11 protein-coding genes and 1 pseudogene are annotated in these 14,788 nt (G+C 50.3%); 5 read left to right on the forward strand and 7 right to left on the reverse strand.

Annotated features, from left to right (window positions below; all coding sequences use genetic code 11):
- Positions 1-337 precede the first annotated feature (337 nt).
- A complete protein-coding gene (locus CBP31_RS14385) occupies positions 338-1,387 on the reverse strand; it encodes an NADP(H)-dependent aldo-keto reductase (RefSeq protein WP_087038348.1) in 1,050 nt (349 codons plus the stop codon).
- Between the two features lie 673 nt (positions 1,388-2,060).
- Between CBP31_RS14385 and CBP31_RS14390 the strand changes: the two genes are divergently transcribed.
- Complete coding sequence (locus CBP31_RS14390) at positions 2,061-2,651, forward strand: DUF5610 domain-containing protein (RefSeq protein ID WP_087038349.1); 591 nt, start codon at positions 2,061-2,063, stop codon at positions 2,649-2,651.
- A gap of 170 nt (positions 2,652-2,821) precedes the next feature.
- Here CBP31_RS14390 and CBP31_RS14395 read toward each other — a convergent pair whose 3' ends face one another.
- The 4 genes and pseudogenes from CBP31_RS14395 to CBP31_RS14410 all read right to left on the reverse strand — a co-directional run bounded on the left by CBP31_RS14395 (position 2,822) and on the right by CBP31_RS14410 (position 8,501).
- Entirely contained in the window at positions 2,822-4,738 is a 1,917-nt protein-coding gene (locus CBP31_RS14395) for a PhoX family protein (protein WP_087038350.1), read from the reverse strand.
- Between the two features lie 522 nt (positions 4,739-5,260).
- The gene (locus CBP31_RS14400) at positions 5,261-5,725 is read right to left on the reverse strand and encodes a hypothetical protein (RefSeq protein ID WP_169713003.1); all 465 of its coding nucleotides are present in this window, start codon (positions 5,723-5,725) and stop codon (positions 5,261-5,263) included.
- Positions 5,726-6,701: 976 nt separating this feature from the next.
- Positions 6,702-7,052: pseudogene (locus CBP31_RS14405) on the reverse strand (YMGG-like glycine zipper-containing protein); the annotation flags it as partial.
- 330 nt (positions 7,053-7,382) lie between these two features.
- Entirely contained in the window at positions 7,383-8,501 is a 1,119-nt protein-coding gene (locus CBP31_RS14410; protein ID WP_227875048.1) for a GNAT family N-acetyltransferase/peptidase C39 family protein, read from the reverse strand.
- A 198-nt stretch (positions 8,502-8,699) separates the two neighbouring features.
- On the opposite strand from CBP31_RS14410, the gene CBP31_RS14415 reads away from it, so the two are divergent.
- Positions 8,700-10,214, forward strand: coding sequence for a RimK family protein (locus CBP31_RS14415; protein WP_087038351.1), 1,515 nt, complete (start codon positions 8,700-8,702; stop codon positions 10,212-10,214).
- A 416-nt stretch (positions 10,215-10,630) separates the two neighbouring features.
- On the opposite strand, the gene msrB is transcribed toward CBP31_RS14415, so the two are convergent.
- Positions 10,631-11,101, reverse strand: a complete 471-nt coding sequence (gene msrB, locus CBP31_RS14420) for a peptide-methionine (R)-S-oxide reductase MsrB (RefSeq protein ID WP_087038352.1) — start codon at positions 11,099-11,101, stop codon at positions 10,631-10,633.
- 2 nt (positions 11,102-11,103) lie between these two features.
- Positions 11,104-11,718 carry a peptide-methionine (S)-S-oxide reductase MsrA gene (msrA, locus tag CBP31_RS14425; protein WP_087038353.1) on the reverse strand — a complete coding sequence of 205 codons (615 nt, stop codon included), beginning with the start codon at positions 11,716-11,718 and terminating at the stop codon, positions 11,104-11,106.
- Between the two features lie 300 nt (positions 11,719-12,018).
- On the opposite strand from msrA, the gene CBP31_RS14430 reads away from it, so the two are divergent.
- From CBP31_RS14430 to CBP31_RS14440, 3 genes are all read left to right on the forward strand, one after another.
- Complete coding sequence (locus CBP31_RS14430) at positions 12,019-12,801, forward strand: TSUP family transporter (protein ID WP_087038354.1); 783 nt, start codon at positions 12,019-12,021, stop codon at positions 12,799-12,801.
- 207 nt (positions 12,802-13,008) lie between these two features.
- Positions 13,009-14,016: a vitamin B12 ABC transporter permease BtuC gene (btuC, locus tag CBP31_RS14435; RefSeq protein ID WP_087038355.1), complete on the forward strand. Its 1,008-nt coding sequence runs from the start codon at positions 13,009-13,011 to the stop codon at positions 14,014-14,016.
- Entirely contained in the window at positions 14,003-14,752 is a 750-nt protein-coding gene (locus tag CBP31_RS14440; protein ID WP_087038356.1) for a vitamin B12 ABC transporter ATP-binding protein BtuD, read from the forward strand. Before btuC ends, CBP31_RS14440 begins: the two co-directional genes overlap by 14 nt.
- The last annotated feature ends 36 nt before the right edge of the window (positions 14,753-14,788 follow it).

Below are 14,788 nucleotides of genomic sequence, written 5' to 3' on the forward strand. Positions count from 1 at the left end.
TCAGTGAATTCAGCACCAATAAATTCAATAGGTTACACGGAGATGCCCACCTCTTCGGTAAAAATATCAGGCTCAGTTTGGTATTTTGACCTTGTAGGGGCCCGTCTCTTCGGCGAAGAGGACTTCGGCCCGGTTTGGTGTTTTGGTTTAAATCTAAACCTCAGTAACACCCAGCAGAGCTGGCCTGCCGAAGTCCTCTTTATTAAAGAGACGGGGCAGCTACAAAGAACAAACCGAAACAGGGTGCTTTTGGTTGAGGTTCATACGTAATCAGGAATGTTTAAGTCTTTCATTCAACATTAAGCATTTAAAATTCAACATTAGCGCAGTAAGCGCTTTATACCGCTGGATTGGGCATGGCTTGGTGTAGCTCTTCGATGGCGGTGCGCAGCACTGGGCTTAGGGTGACGTTTACGCTGTCGATGTTTTCTTTCAGCTGTTCAAGGGTGGTGGCGCCAATTAAGTTGCTAGCCACAAACGGGCGGGTATTCACAAACGCTTGGGCCAGTTGTGCGGGGCTTAAGCCGTGCTCATGAGCCAAGTTGACGTAAGCGTCGCTGGCGCGTTGCGCTTGGGGATTTAAATAGCGTTGAAAGCGGTTGTATAGGCTTAAGCGTGCGCCGGCGGGGCGGGCACCATTTTGGTATTTTCCGGTGAGCATGCCAAACGCCAGCGGCGAGTAAGCCAGTAAGCCCACTTGCTCGCGTAGGCTAAATTCCGATAAGCCTACTTCAAAGCTGCGGTTAAGCAGGTTGTAGGGGTTTTGAATGCTGGCAATGCGCGGCAGGTTGGCTTGCTCGGCCAATTTTAAATATTGATGCAGGCCCCATGGGGTTTCGTTAGACACGCCAATGTGGCGTATTTTTCCGCTGGCCACTATTTCTGCCAGTGCCTGTAAGGTCTCAATAATGGGTACGGCTTCTTCTTCGGGGAGCTCGGTGAGGCCCAATTTACCAAAATAGTTGGCGCTGCGATCGGGCCAGTGCAGCTGATACAAGTCGATATAGTCGGTTTGTAAACGGCGCAAGCTGTCGTCTACTGCTTGTATTAGATTGGCGCGATCCAGCTTAGCGTGGCCGTTTCTAAAGTAAGAAGGGCGCACCGCATCGCGGGAAGGGCCAACGGCTTTGCTGGCAATAATCAGTTGCTCACGCTGGCCGCGCAATTTCAGCCAGCGGCCCAGCATGCGCTCGGTGTCGCCTTGAGTGTGCTCGCGGGGCGGAATCGGGTACATCTCGGCTGTATCCACCAAGTTAATGCCATGATCCACGGCCATATCCAGCTGTGCATGGGCATCCGCTTCGGTATTTTGTTCGCCCCAGGTCATGGTGCCTAAGCCAATCAGGCTGACCTTGAGGTCGGTTTGGCCCAGCGGTCGATATTGCATAATGAGTCCTTGCGAGTAAGTTATATCGCATAGTTTATCTGAATTTCGTTGCAAGTTTACCCTTAGAGATTCAAGACTTTTTGCCACGGAAGAACACAAAACCCACGGAAAAATAGTGATCAGATCTGAAAGTTAAGGGCAGCGACGAGCGCCCGGCGCCCAGCACCAAGCTAAACAAAGAGCGGTGTTTATCTTTATGTCGTCATCCTGACGCACGTCAGGATCTAGATTTAGGTCTTAGTAACTAAAACTCATTAGCAACGGAAGAACACGGAAAAATAGTGATCAGAACTGAAAGTGCAGGGCAGCGCCGAGCGCTAAGCACCAAGCTGAACAAAAGGCGGCGTTTATATGTTAGCTCGGCGCTTAGCGCTGTTATTGCTTGTCGCACGTGAACTGCGCCCGTGACTCTCGTAAACAAAGAGTGCTCTTTTCCGTGGCAAAAAAAGTTCTGTTCCACATCAGTTATACCGTTCTACTTAAGAGCTAATTGTATAGTGTATGCACCTCACCCATTCCCCATTCCCTTTGCCTTATTGCTCAGCGTCCGGGTATTCCGTGGCAAAAATAGGTTTAGGTTAAGAAGTTATGCTTGCTGCCGATACCTTAATAAGCGCAGCTTTAGGCTGCTCACACATTTTCATGACAGTTCACTTCAGATAGGAGTTGGATCATGGCAGTACCCCCCATTACTGGTAGTCAGGCGTCGGCAGCGGTGCGTGTGGATGCAAAGCCGGTGCAGGCCAAAGACAAGCCAGAGCAAAAAGAGCAAAAAGCTGAGTTCACGGCGTCGCGTAGCGAGATGAAAGCGCAATCGAATAAAAACATAGTGGAAGCTATGTTTGGTGGCGGCAAGCAGGGCGATGATAAAGCCATGAATATTCTCTATAGCGAGATCATGAGCACCATTAACGCCGAGTTAGGCGCAGATCATGCCATTACGCCTAATAAAGTTGCCGGTCAGAGTGATGATTATTGGTCACCGGAAAATACCGCAGGGCGAATTGTGGACGGCGCCTTAGGCTTTTTTGAGACTTTTCAGCGACAGAACAGCAGCATGGGTGAGGAAGAGCAGGTAGAGAAGTTTTTATCTGTGATCACCAAGTCGATTGATAAAGGTTACGGCGAAGCCACCAAGGTATTGGATGGCTTAAAGATTTTTGATGGCAGCATTAAAGATAATGCCGAGGCCACCCGCAGCTTAATTGATGACAAGCTAGCGGCCTTTCGTGAAGCCAAGTTAGGTAAAGCAGAGGCTGAGTAAGTAAGACAGGTGAAGAGAGAGGCGTAAAGAATAATAGCGCTAAGCGCCCTGCGCCCAGCTAAAAGGAAACACCGAGACGGAGATCCTGATGTTCATCAGGAAGACGGCTTAAAAGCAGTGAAGGGTGGAAAATGGGTGTGGATTTATCTCTTCACCCTTCACTTTTAGCATCAGGTGCCGATGATGCCGCCGTCTTGGCGGGTGATCACCATTACGCTGGAGCGGGGGGTATGGCTGCCACCGAGCGGAAAGTGCGAGCCGGCTAAGTCTTCACCTGGGTGTTGTACGCCGACAAATAAGGTTTTTTGATCCGGGGTAAAGGCAAGGCCTGTGATCTCACAGGCAATGGGGCCGGTTAAAAAGCGCCGCACTTCGCCTGTGGTTGGGTCCGCACAGAGCATTTGGTTATTGCCTTGGCCGGCAAAATCCCCTTCATTAGAATAATTACCGTCGGTCTGGATCCACAAGCGACCTGCCTTATCAAAGCCAATGCCATCAGGGCTATTGAACATATTGTCCGCGTTAATATTGGCGGAGCCCGCATACAAAGTATCTTGATGAATAGTCGGATTGCCGGCTAGCAAGAACAGATCCCAATTAAAAGTATCATCTGTATGTTCGCCTGAGGTTGGTTGCCAGCGCACAATTTGGCCATAGTGGTTTTCGGCTGTGGGGTTAGGCCCGTTGAGTGCTTGATTGTCGGCTACACCGCGATTTTTATTGTTGGTAAGGGTACAAAAAACCATGGGCTCGGTGGGATGCGCCGCCACCCATTCTGGTCGGTCCATGGTGGTTGCACCCACTTGGGTGGCCGCTAAACGGGCATGAATTAACACCTCGGCTTGGCTGGTAAAGCCGTTTTCGGGCGTAAGACCATGTTCGCCAAAAATAAGCGGTAGCCACTCGCCATCGCCTGCCAGCTCGCCATCTTTATTTTCGCCGCCGTTAAAGCGTGCTACGTATAAGGTGCCTTCATCCAGCAGGTGACGGTTAGCCGCTGCATCATCAGGACTGTATTTATCGCGGCTCACAAAGCGATAGATATGCTCACCGCGTTCGTCATCGCCTAAATACACCACTACATGACCACTTTTATCAATCACCAGCTCGGCGTTTTCGTGTTTGAAACGGCCCAAGGCGGTGCGCTTGATTGGCGTTGAAGTAGGGTCATTGGGGTCAATTTCGACCACCCAACCAAAGCGGTGGCACTCGTTAGGGTGTTTGGCTAAATCAAAACGCTCGTCAAACTGATGCCATTGCCAGCCAGCATCTTTTAGGCCTATGCCATAGCGCGTTTGGGCGGGCGTGACAGTGGTGGATGCTGTGCTACCAAAATAGCCGTTAAAGTTTTCTTCACAGGTTAAATAGGTGCCCCAGGGAGTGAGGCCATTGGCGCAGTTATTAAAGGTGCCGAGCACGCGCTCGCCCTTAGGATCGGCGGCAGTTTTTAGCAGTGCATGACCTTTGGCGGGGCCACTAATCGCCATGGGGGTATTGGCATGAATGCGGCGATTATATTGGCCGTCTTTTTCAAACTGCCAGCCTTTAGCATTTTTCTTTAAGGTGAGCACAGAGACGCCTTGTGCCGCTTGGGCTTTTTGTACATCAAGGGCCGTCATCTGTTTGCCAAGGTGCTCAAACATCAATTCGTAATTGCAGTATTCGTTATTAACGGCGAGCAGAGCGGTATTTTCATCAATGGGGAAAAAGCTCATGCCGTCGTTATTATCGCCAAACTGACCCAGCTGATCGGTGGCGCTATTGCCACCGCCATTAATAAATTCCGCCACGTTAGAAAACAAAGGATCGCCCCAAGAGATCAAACGCTCGGCTTGATAACCATTGGGCACCACAAAGGTGTCGGCAGTGCTGGCCGCCACGGCGCTAAAGCCTAACAAGGGGCTGCTACTGGTCGCAGCGGCGATAGCACGAGACACAGGGGAAACACTAAAGAAGGCGGCGGCACTTAAAGCTGCGGCTCCGCCTAAAAAGCGGCGGCGGCTGAGACTTTTCTCCACCATTTTGGTGAACTCAGGCACCTGTGGCCGAGGGTGGTTTTGTTCATCCTGATGCTCAAATTGACTCATGATTCATTATCCTTACTGTGCCAGTAAACAGCGTTGAAGTTGTGCACTAGGCTAGTAGGTCTTAATGGCGGTTTAATCTCAATTTAATGACAGTTATTTGAAGGTGGCCGTCTTTTAGGTAAAGAGTATGAGGCAGGGTTTCATGTTTTTGGTGTTTTTGTAGTGTGCCCACTTGTTCGGCACGGTCTTGCTGTTGATTTTGATAATTTAAAACATATCCAGCTACGCTGGCCTACCGAATAAATTGGCAGCTACAGGGCGCGAGGTTTTGTAGTGTGCCAATTTATTCGGCACGGTTTTGGTGTTGATTTTGATAAATTTAAAACATCCTGCTTCGCAGGACCGGCGAACAAGTTGCCGGCTACAGAGACCATTTGGCCTTGAGTTTTGTAGTGTGGCCCTATTGTAGGTAAAGAGTATTCGGCACGGTTTTGATTTCGAGCTAAATACACTATAAAGCCGCCATAAAAAAGCCCCCCCAAAAGTGTTGGGGTGGGCTGGTTAGCTTAAGCTACGAGGGGCTTAATCGTCCCAGTCGTGCTTGCGCCAATGTTTGTTTTTGTACTTTTTGTTGTGTTTTTTATCGTGGTAATAGTGATGCACTTCTTGTGGCTTACGGTGGCCGTCGCCCGTGCGTGCACCTATGGCAGAGCCCGCACCACCACCTACGCCGGCACCAATTAACTGACCGGTTTGGCCGCCCACTTCTTTACCCAGAGCCGCGCCACCTAAGGCACCTACGGCACCGCCTATGGCGGATTCGTTTTTATTACCACGATTGGCAGTAGCAGCACCACCCGCAGCACCGCCTAAGGCAGCACCCACAAGAGCACCCGTATCGCCGCCCATTTGGCGACCAATTAAGGTGCCGGCTGCACCGCCCACACCGCCACCTAAAATGGTGTTTAAATCTTCACCGGCAAATACTGGTGTAGTGGCCAATATAAACGGCAATAAGCCAAAACTGATAATTTTTTTGTTCAACATAATTCAGTCACTCTCAGGCTGTTTAACTGCCACCACTATACAAACAGAGTGTGTACTAAAGGAAGCTAATTAGGTGTTCTAGATCACTCTTTAATGCGAGCGATCTCATGTTAAGTTATTGTTTTATAGGTTTTTATTGGTTGTTTTAACTGGTTTGGCCACTGTTTGCCCCCGTCAGAATCTGACCGCAGATCATCACTTAATCGCCGACTGCATATAGTATGAGCAAATAACGCGCGACAGGGCCGAGATCGGTACCTGAAGAGCAGCATCTTGGTTTATATGATGACCCACAAAGCTCAGCTATGTTTCAGTGATTTTGGTGTCAATAAATGCAATGAATTACAGAGCAGGTGGAGTTTTAACAACTCTATGTTGAGGTAAAAACCAAGCTTGTTTTGGTTGCCCATCGCGTAGTCATTGGTCTGCATAATGGCTGAGGTTTATAAGTAATCAGGAAACCCTAAAACGAGATCCTGACTTTCGTCAGGATGACGGCGTAAAGATAAACGCCAGCCCCGTCCTGACTATAAAAAAGTACTTTCAGATCTGATTACTATTTTTCCGTGGGTTTCGCGGGTTTCGTTGCAAAGGCCTTGATCAGTTAGTTTTCCAGATGAGTATAAGCAAAGCAGGAAATGTGGCACAGATTAGCAGCAAGGGCAGGAGAGGTAATCGTAGAATCAATAGCCGTTAGCTTGAGTAAGGTGGGAGTAATAGCCGTGAACAAATTGAGCTGGGCTACAAGAGTCGTCCCTGACTCCTGCATGTGGGTGCGATTCGCTTAATCATCCCAGCGGTCGTGGCGCTTTACCCAGTTTTGGCGGCGTTTGTGTTCTTGTTTGCGCAAGCGTTGTTGATGCTTCATTTCTTGTTTACGCATCTTACGATAGTGCTTGCGCTCTGCTTCTCTGCGCTTGCGGTCGTATTTGCTTTCGTAACGGTCGTTGTAATAACGATCGTCATAACGGTCATTATAATCGCGGTCGTAATAACGATCATGATTTACGTTTTGGCGTTTATGGGTATCACCGGTTCTGGCACCTACGGCTGAACCTGCACCACCGCCCACACCGGCGCCAATTAGCTGACCATTTTGGCCACCCACTTCTTTACCCAGTGCGGCACCACTGATAGCACCCACGGCACCGCCTAATGCGGCTTCATTTTTATTGCCGCGATTGGCTGTGGCACCGCCACCTGCAGCGCCGCCTATAGCAGCACCTACAAGAGCACCGGTATCACCGCCCATTTGGCGACCAATAAGCGCGCCCGCTGCACCGCCGGCACCGCCACCTAAAATGGTTTTAAGGTCTTCGCCAGCCATTACTGGAGTAGTGGCTAATAGAAAGGGCAATAATGCATAACCAATAATACGTTTTTTCATAATGACAGTCTCTCGGCTGTGTATCTTGAGTTCACTATACGAAATTTGAGAGGCAAAGGAAGGTAAGGCCAGCGGCGAAAACCGACCTGAGAAGTGTGAGTTTTTACTAAGTGCTTGATCTTTATAGAGCTGAGACTCTATTTGGGCTGTTTTTTATACGATTCAGCCCGACAGGTGCTGACCGTTGCGGTCATTTTTTGTAGTGAAGGGCGGCGAAAATCGTTAAAAAATTCTGGGCATTAAAGTCAGTAGTACCGAATAAACCCACGTTTAATCTTTAAACACCCACACTAAGGCGCGCAATCCTTGGCGGCCATAACGGGCTAAACGGTCAAAACGGCTGCGCTCTATCGGCAAATATTGCTTATCGACCGCACTTTCACCGGTGGCTTCGTCAATATCCGGGTCGTGAATATAGACAAACTCTTTATCGATGGCGCACACCAATACCCAGTGGGGCGCTTTGCGGCCATCAAGGTGATAAGTACTGATCAGCACCAAGGGTAGGCCACCTTGGTGCAAGCCCTGCTCCAGCTGCTTAAGCGTAAAGTGGTCATAGTTCAGTTCGATATCGGCGTTGGCTATTTGTGCCAAAAATTGCTGATGCACCCGTTCTAAAATCAGTTTCTTTTCGGGGGTGCGTACGCTGTCCACAAACAAGGGGCTGGTTTGATTGAGGATCAATCTTGCTTTAAAGCCCCGTCTAAATGCGGCCAGCGCCAAACCATGGGGGCCACAGCCACCGTGGCCACTGGTCATAAAGATAGTGGTGGCCTCGCGCCACAGCTGCAGCTCTTCGTCTATTTCTGGCTCATAGTCAGGATTGAGGGCACTAATGGCCATCATTAAGGAAGCGGGCCCACAGCTAAAATCGGTGGTTTGTCGGTAATAAGGGACGCCTTTAGTGCCACTCGCCGGATGATACAGGTGCACCCTTTTTTGATAACGCAGGGCCACTTGCAAGTCTTCGTAATAATTGTGATAAACGCCAAACTGGCGATAGCCCAAGCGCTGATACAAATTTTGCGCCCAAATATTATCGGCTCGCACCTCTAGGCGCATAAACACCGCCCCTTGCTCTTGGGCCGCCAGCTCTGCGGCCTCTACCAGCGCTTGGCCTAAGCCTAAACCACGGGCGTGGGGCGACACGGCAATGGAATAAATGCGCGCTAAGCGGGTGTTACGCCGAAACAGCACTAAAATATAGCCGAGTAATTGCTGGTCTTGCTCGGCGACCAGTAGCTTGTCTTGGGGGTGCTCAATAAAGCGTTGAAAACTGCGTCGGCTCATGCGGTCGTGCTCAAAGCACAGCTCTTCGAGGGCCACGAGCTCATTGAGTTCGGTTTTTAGTGCGGGGCGGATCTGGGTTGCAGGCATAAGCGCAGACATAAGGCACTCAAAGCATGTGGCGAGTAATTTAAGGTACGATAATTTAGCCTTGTCCGCGAGAATATTTCACTGTGCGGGCAGATATTTATCTATAAAGTTAATTGTTGTTATCTGTGGCATGACGATCAGCCAGCGGCATAACCATTTTGTAATATGACCAGTGGCATAGCTTGTGCGGCATAACCAGCGGATGGAAAAATGGCTCAACTTATTTTGGTGGTCGATGATGTTAGCGCCTGGGCGCCGTATTTCCCCAGCGAAAATCTGCTGGATTTTGAAAGCTATCTTACGCAAGCGCCCGTGAAAAATGCACCGCGCACTCGGGTCATTAATCTCTGTAAAAATAACAAATATTTATCTAATGGTTACTACTGTTCGCTGCTCGCCGAGGCGCGGGATCAAACGGTGATCCCCTCGGTGGCCACTTTAAATAACCTGCGTAACAGCGCGCTGTTTGCCTTTGGTTTTGATGGCGTGAGTGAAGCGCTGTCGGCATTTACCGCAGAGAATGGAAGTAAAAGTGAAGGTAAGAATAAAGGTGAGGGCGAAGGTAAGGGCGAGCTGAAAAAGCTGAAGTTTAAAAGCTACTTTGGCCGCAGTCCGTTGCCGGAGTTAGCAGCCTTATGCCGCGAGTTATTTGAGCGCCTGCCGTGCCCAGTACTAGAGCTGACCTTTAAAAAGCGCAGCCGTTGGGAGCTGACAGGGCTGGCGACCTTGTCACCCCGCGAGTTGACGGGCGAGGAGGAAGACCACTTTGCCGAGGCGTTAGAGGCCTATTCGCGCATTATGTGGCGCAAGCCTAAATCCGTGAAACGCTATCGCTACGACTTGGCCATGTTGGTTAACCCAGACGAGGCACTGCCGCCCTCAGATGCCAAAGCATTGGCGCGGTTTGTGAAAGCCGGCGAACGCGCAGACGTGAATGTGGAGCTGATTACCCGCAAAGATTATCAGCGCTTAGCCGAATACGATGGGCTGTTTATTCGCGAAACCACCGCCATTGATCATCATACTTTTCGTTTTGCCCAAAAGGCTGAGCATGAAGGCTTAGTGGTGATGGACTCGCCTGCCTCAATTCTGCGCTGTGCCAATAAAGTGTTTTTGGCCGAAAGCTTTACCAAACATGGGGTGCCCATCCCTAACACGCTGATGGTGAATCCTAAAAATAAAGAGACACCGGCCTTGCTGGAGCAAGAGTTGGGCTATCCGTTAGTGCTTAAAATACCGGACGGTGCTTTTTCGCGCGGCATTTATAAGGTGGCGGACCGAGCGGCACTCATTGATACCTTGGCTATCTTGCGCAATGCCTCGGCGTTAGTGTTGGCGCAAGAATTCTTTTTTACCGAGTTTGATTGGCGCATTGGCGTGCTTAACCATCAGGCCATTTTTGCTTGTAAGTATTTTATGGTGAAAGGCCACTGGCAGATTTATCGCCATCACGACAGTGGCAAACAAGCAGACTCGGGCGGCTTTGTGACCCTGCCCACCTATGAAGCACCGAAGGCGGTATTGAACGCGGCGCTAAAGGCGGTGAAACCCATCGGCGACGGCTTATATGGCGTAGATATTAAAGAAGGTAATGGCCGGGTGGCGGTAATAGAGGTGAACGATAACCCCAATATCGATCACGGTGTAGAAGACGTATTTTTAAAAGATAAGCTCTACGACATCGTTATCGCCGATTTTGTACGGCGTTTTGAAATGCAGCGGTGAGGCGTGAATGGTAAAGAGTGAGGGGAAAGAAAAAGCGCCGTGGCTTTTGAACTTGTAGTTGCCATGTTGTAGGCAAAGAGTCTGAGGCATGGTTTGGGTTTGAACTAAAACTCATTCTGCTGCGCAGAACCGCCGAATAAATTGGCGGCTACAAAGCTGGCGAAGTCCTCTTTACCAAAGAGACCGCCGGTGACAGGATTTGTTTCGTTGATACTCTGCATATAAAAAAGCGCCAGACCATCAGGTCCGGCGCTTTGTTGTCATTACGACTAAGTTTTGCATTATTAAAGAGTTTCGCCTGCGGCAACATGCGAGAGCAAGCGTTTGCCTACAAAGTACAGAGCAGCTAGGTTCGCTTAGGGCTGGGCATTCAGCGCTTTTTTATCTCGACCTCTTCATCCTTCACGCCTCACTCTTTACAAGCATTCCCGCTCGCCCCTTTGTAGGGGGTCGGGTTTGGTGTCACCTAACTCACAAAAATCCAGCGAGGCGGAATTTAAGCAATAGCGCAGGCCGGTGGGGGCGGGTCCATCGGGGAACACGTGGCCCATGTGGCTGTTGCAGCGCTGGCAGCAAATTTCGACGCGGCGCATGCCGTGGGTCACATCCGTGTACTCGACGATGTGATCCGGGTGATAAGGCGCATAAAAGCTGGGCCAGCCGGTACCGGACTCAAACTTACAGGCCGAAGAAAACAGCGGCAAGGCGCATAATTTACACAGATAACTGCCGTCTTTTTCATTGTCGAGCAGGCCACCACAAAAGGGCGCTTCTGTGCCGTGCTGGCGCAAAATACGCTGCTCATCTGGGCTTAAGGCGGCAGTGAGTGTGGCAAGTTGCTCGTCGCTCGGTGGGCTTAAGTCATAAGGGCTTGGAATAATGGCCATGATTACAGATCCTTTTTCAGCCGATGTTTAAAATAATGCTGTACCTTGGCCACTTTTGGCTGGGCAACGGCGGCAATGTAGGGCTGATTTGGGTTTGCCGCGGCATAGTTTTGATGAATGTGCTCGGCCGGATAAAACGCAGATAAAGGCTCAAGGCAGGTCACGATAGAGGCACGCACCACGCCATTGTCTTCCAGCAATCGAATATAATCCGCAACTAACTGCTGCTCGGCACCACTTTGATAAAACACCGCCGAGCGATACTGGCGGCCCATATCATTGCCTTGACGATTAAGCTGGGTAGGGTCGTGGGCGATACCAAAAAAGACTTTTAATAAGGTGCCTGGGCCTATGATATTACTGTCGTATTTAATGCTGATGGCTTCAGCATGATCGGTCGCACCGCTGCATACCGCATCATAGTTGGCGGTATCTGGGCTGCCGCCTGCATAACCGGCGGTAACTTCAAGTACACCTTTGAGCTGGCGATATACGGCTTCGGTGCACCAAAAGCAGCCACCGGCTAACACTAAGGTTTGCGGGCCCAAGTTTAAAAATGCGCCATCTTCCGCATCCGGAAAATCATTAGGTAATAGGTTTAGTACCGGATCCGTCATCACATTTCTCCTCATAAAAGTTTAACTACGTTAACATAGCCGCCGCTAGGTCTAAATGGCCTTAAGCCAGAAGCCGCCTCATATTAATAAAGACCGCCTGCTGCGCCGCTAAGTTCAGCTTAAGATAAACCGCACTTTAAGTAGGCCGTGCCAAGACGCTATTTATAGACTGAAAATAGGGCTTTTAACTGTGGGGTTGTGCTTTTGTGAGGTGCATCGGCTGGCCGGTGGCAGTTTATCTGTTTCAAACGGCGCTCTGCTGCTAGGCTAGGCGCATTTTATGCTAAGGATATAAACATCATGGAACTGGAAATCACCACCTTAGCGCTGCTGGCGGTGGCGGCGCTGTTAGCGGGCTTTATTGATGCCATTGCCGGCGGCGGCGGCTTAATTACCGTACCTGCCTTATTGGCCACCGGTATGCCGCCCACCATGGCGCTGGCTACTAATAAACTGCAAAGCTGCTTTGGTTCGTTTTCCGCCACTTTTTATTACTTTCGACGCGGCTTGCTAGATTGGCGCACCATGAAATGGGCGATTGCTTGTACCTTTATTGGCAGCGTGCTGGGCACCATAGGGGTGCAATTGATTGATGCCTCCATTTTACAAAAAGTGCTGCCCTTTTTATTAGGGGCCTTTGCCTTGTACTTTTTGTGCTCACCACGAGTGGGTGATGAAGACCGCCAGCAGCGCTTAAAGATGATCCCCTTTGCCTTGTTAATCGGCACCGGTATTGGTTTTTATGATGGCTTTTTTGGGCCAGGCACCGGCTCGTTTTTCGCGTTGGCCTTTATTGCCTTAGCCGGATTTAGTATGGCGAAGGCCACGGCGCACACCAAACTATTAAATTTCACCTCTAATATCGCCTCGTTATTGTTTTTTATCTTAGGCGGGCAAGTTGTGTGGGTGGCCGGTTTATCCATGGCCTTAGGGCAATTTATTGGTGCGCGTTTAGGCTCAAAGATGGTAGTCACCCAAGGTACGCGCATTATTAAACCTATGCTGGTGACCGTGTCTTTGGTGATGTCGGTGCATTTGTTGTGGCAGCAATATCCCGCTTGGTTTAGCTGGATTAATTTTTAAGCACAGCCATCAGTTAAGAAGAAAAATCTTATTTGCCACGAAATCCACAGAATTCACGGAAAAATAGTGATAACAACTAAAAGTGCCAAATGACTCAGGGTAAGGTTTTAACTATTTATAGTTCAATCACTTGTTATCCTTGAGCTTGCCCGTGCGTTCCGTAATAAAGAGTCGTGGCGAAAAGTCTTGAATGAATAAGGTAAACACATGCTGGCAGCATTAATTAAGCAGCAAAAACGTAAATACCATCTTTGGCTATTCGCGCTCACAACTGCGCTACTAGGCGCGATGTTACTGAGCCTGCAGCTGGGCGCGGTGGGGGTAGGCATAGACGCGCTATGGCGACCGGTGTCGGCATTGGAGCAACAAGTATTTTGGCAACTCAGATTACCGCGCACCTTATTGGCGGTATTAGTGGGGGCCAGTTTGGCGCTGTGCGGTGCCGTGCTGCAGGTGTTGCTGCACAACCCATTGGCGGAGCCGGGCTTAATTGGTATCTCCAGTGGGGCCAGTCTGGCGGCGGTATTAACGTTGTCGTTGTCGGCCTCGCTGGGCGTTAGTTTGCCTTATTGGAGCCTATCGCTGGCGGCCTTTGTTGGTGCTTTAGTGGTGACCATGTTGCTAATGGCATTAGCGAGGCGGCGCTTAGGGCCGGGCGCCTTATTATTATTTGGCGTGGCGATTGGTATTTTGGCCAATGCGATCCTGACTTGGCTGTTGTATTTGGCCGATGATGCTTCACTGCGCAGTTTTTTATTTTGGATGATGGGCAGCTTAGGCCATGGCCAGCCGTTATCTTGGTTGTGGTGGCTACCCGCCATCGGCACCTTATTGTGGTTAGTGCGCCAAGGTCGGCACTTAGACTTATTGGCGCTGGGTGAGCACAGGGCGCGCTTGTTAGGCTTAAATGTGCGCCGCTTGCAGCCTAAGTTGGTGTTGGCGGTGTGCTTGCTGACCGCCTTTAGCGTGGCTATGGCCGGGCCCATTGGCTTTGTGGGCTTAGTAGTGCCGCATTTATTGCGCCTCTTAGCGGGTGGCAAGCAAGACTTCTTGTTGCCGGCTTCCATGCTGGCGGGCGCGACCGTATTGACCTTGGCCGATGTATTGGCGCGCAATCTCTTGAGTGTGGGCGAGGTGCCCATAGGGGCGGTGACGGCGACCTTGGGTGCGCCGATTTTTATTTGGTTATTGGTGCGTCGTTATGCTGCTCATTGAACAATTTGCACTGTCCAATCGCGTTGGGCCCATTAGCGGAAAATTTAGCCCTGGGCGCCTAACGCTATTGATTGGCCCCAATGGCAGTGGTAAGTCGAGCTTGCTCGGCGCCATGGCCGGTTTATATCAAGGTGCGGGCGAGATAACACTGCAAGGTGAGCGCTTAAGTGACGTTAGCACTCATGAATTGGCGCGCTATCGCGCCATGTTGGCCCAAGATACGGTATTACCCCACGGCTTGCTGGGGTATGAGTTATTAGCGCTGGGTGCTGAGCCGGTCGGGGGTGTGACCGAGGCGGTGTGCCTGACACTTTCGAAATTAGCCGAGCCACTGGGCTTAAACAGCTTGTATCAACGCCAACTAAATACGTTGTCTGGCGGTGAGCAACAGCGCTTATTGATTGCCAGCACCTTGTTGCAAGTAGACCCCAGCGTGAACCCTGAGGGCAAGTTGCTGTTATTGGATGAACCGCTCGCCGGATTAGACTGGCATCATCAGCTGGCGACCTTGCGCTTATTGCGTGAGTACGCGGAACTTGGGCTAACCGTGGTGGCCTCTATTCACGACATTAATCTCGCCTGCCAATATGCGGATGATATTTGGTGTTTGCATCAAGGAATATTAGCGGCACAGGGCCCGCCCGAGGTGATCACCCCAGAGCTGATTGCACAGGTTTTTGAGGTGAAAGTGCGCTTGATAGAGCAAGAGGGCTATCGGTTGCTGTTGGCGGAATAAACTCTCCGTATAATTCTCTGTTTAACAGCAGTGGCA

The organism is Oceanisphaera profunda (genome assembly GCF_002157895.1).
Taxonomy (GTDB): Bacteria; Pseudomonadota; Gammaproteobacteria; order Enterobacterales; family Aeromonadaceae; genus Oceanimonas; species Oceanimonas profunda.

Bases quoted from the DNA above. Each gene is read 5' to 3' on its own strand.
- CBP31_RS14440 (WP_087038356.1), top strand. From the start codon at position 14,003: ATGCTGCTCATTGAACAATTTGCACTGTCCAATCGCGTTGGGCCCATT.
- CBP31_RS14390 (WP_087038349.1), top strand. From the start codon at position 2,061: ATGGCAGTACCCCCCATTACTGGTAGTCAGGCGTCGGCAGCGGTGCGT.
- CBP31_RS14400 (WP_169713003.1), bottom strand. From the start codon at position 5,725: ATGTTGAACAAAAAAATTATCAGTTTTGGCTTATTGCCGTTTATATTG.
- CBP31_RS14430 (WP_087038354.1), top strand. From the start codon at position 12,019: ATGGAACTGGAAATCACCACCTTAGCGCTGCTGGCGGTGGCGGCGCTG.
- CBP31_RS14385 (WP_087038348.1), bottom strand. From the start codon at position 1,387: ATGCAATATCGACCGCTGGGCCAAACCGACCTCAAGGTCAGCCTGATT.
- btuC (WP_087038355.1), top strand. From the start codon at position 13,009: ATGCTGGCAGCATTAATTAAGCAGCAAAAACGTAAATACCATCTTTGG.
- CBP31_RS14415 (WP_087038351.1), top strand. From the start codon at position 8,700: ATGGCTCAACTTATTTTGGTGGTCGATGATGTTAGCGCCTGGGCGCCG.
- CBP31_RS14395 (WP_087038350.1), bottom strand. From the start codon at position 4,738: ATGAGTCAATTTGAGCATCAGGATGAACAAAACCACCCTCGGCCACAG.
- msrB (WP_087038352.1), bottom strand. From the start codon at position 11,101: ATGGCCATTATTCCAAGCCCTTATGACTTAAGCCCACCGAGCGACGAG.
- msrA (WP_087038353.1), bottom strand. From the start codon at position 11,718: ATGACGGATCCGGTACTAAACCTATTACCTAATGATTTTCCGGATGCG.
- CBP31_RS14410 (WP_227875048.1), bottom strand. From the start codon at position 8,501: ATGTCTGCGCTTATGCCTGCAACCCAGATCCGCCCCGCACTAAAAACC.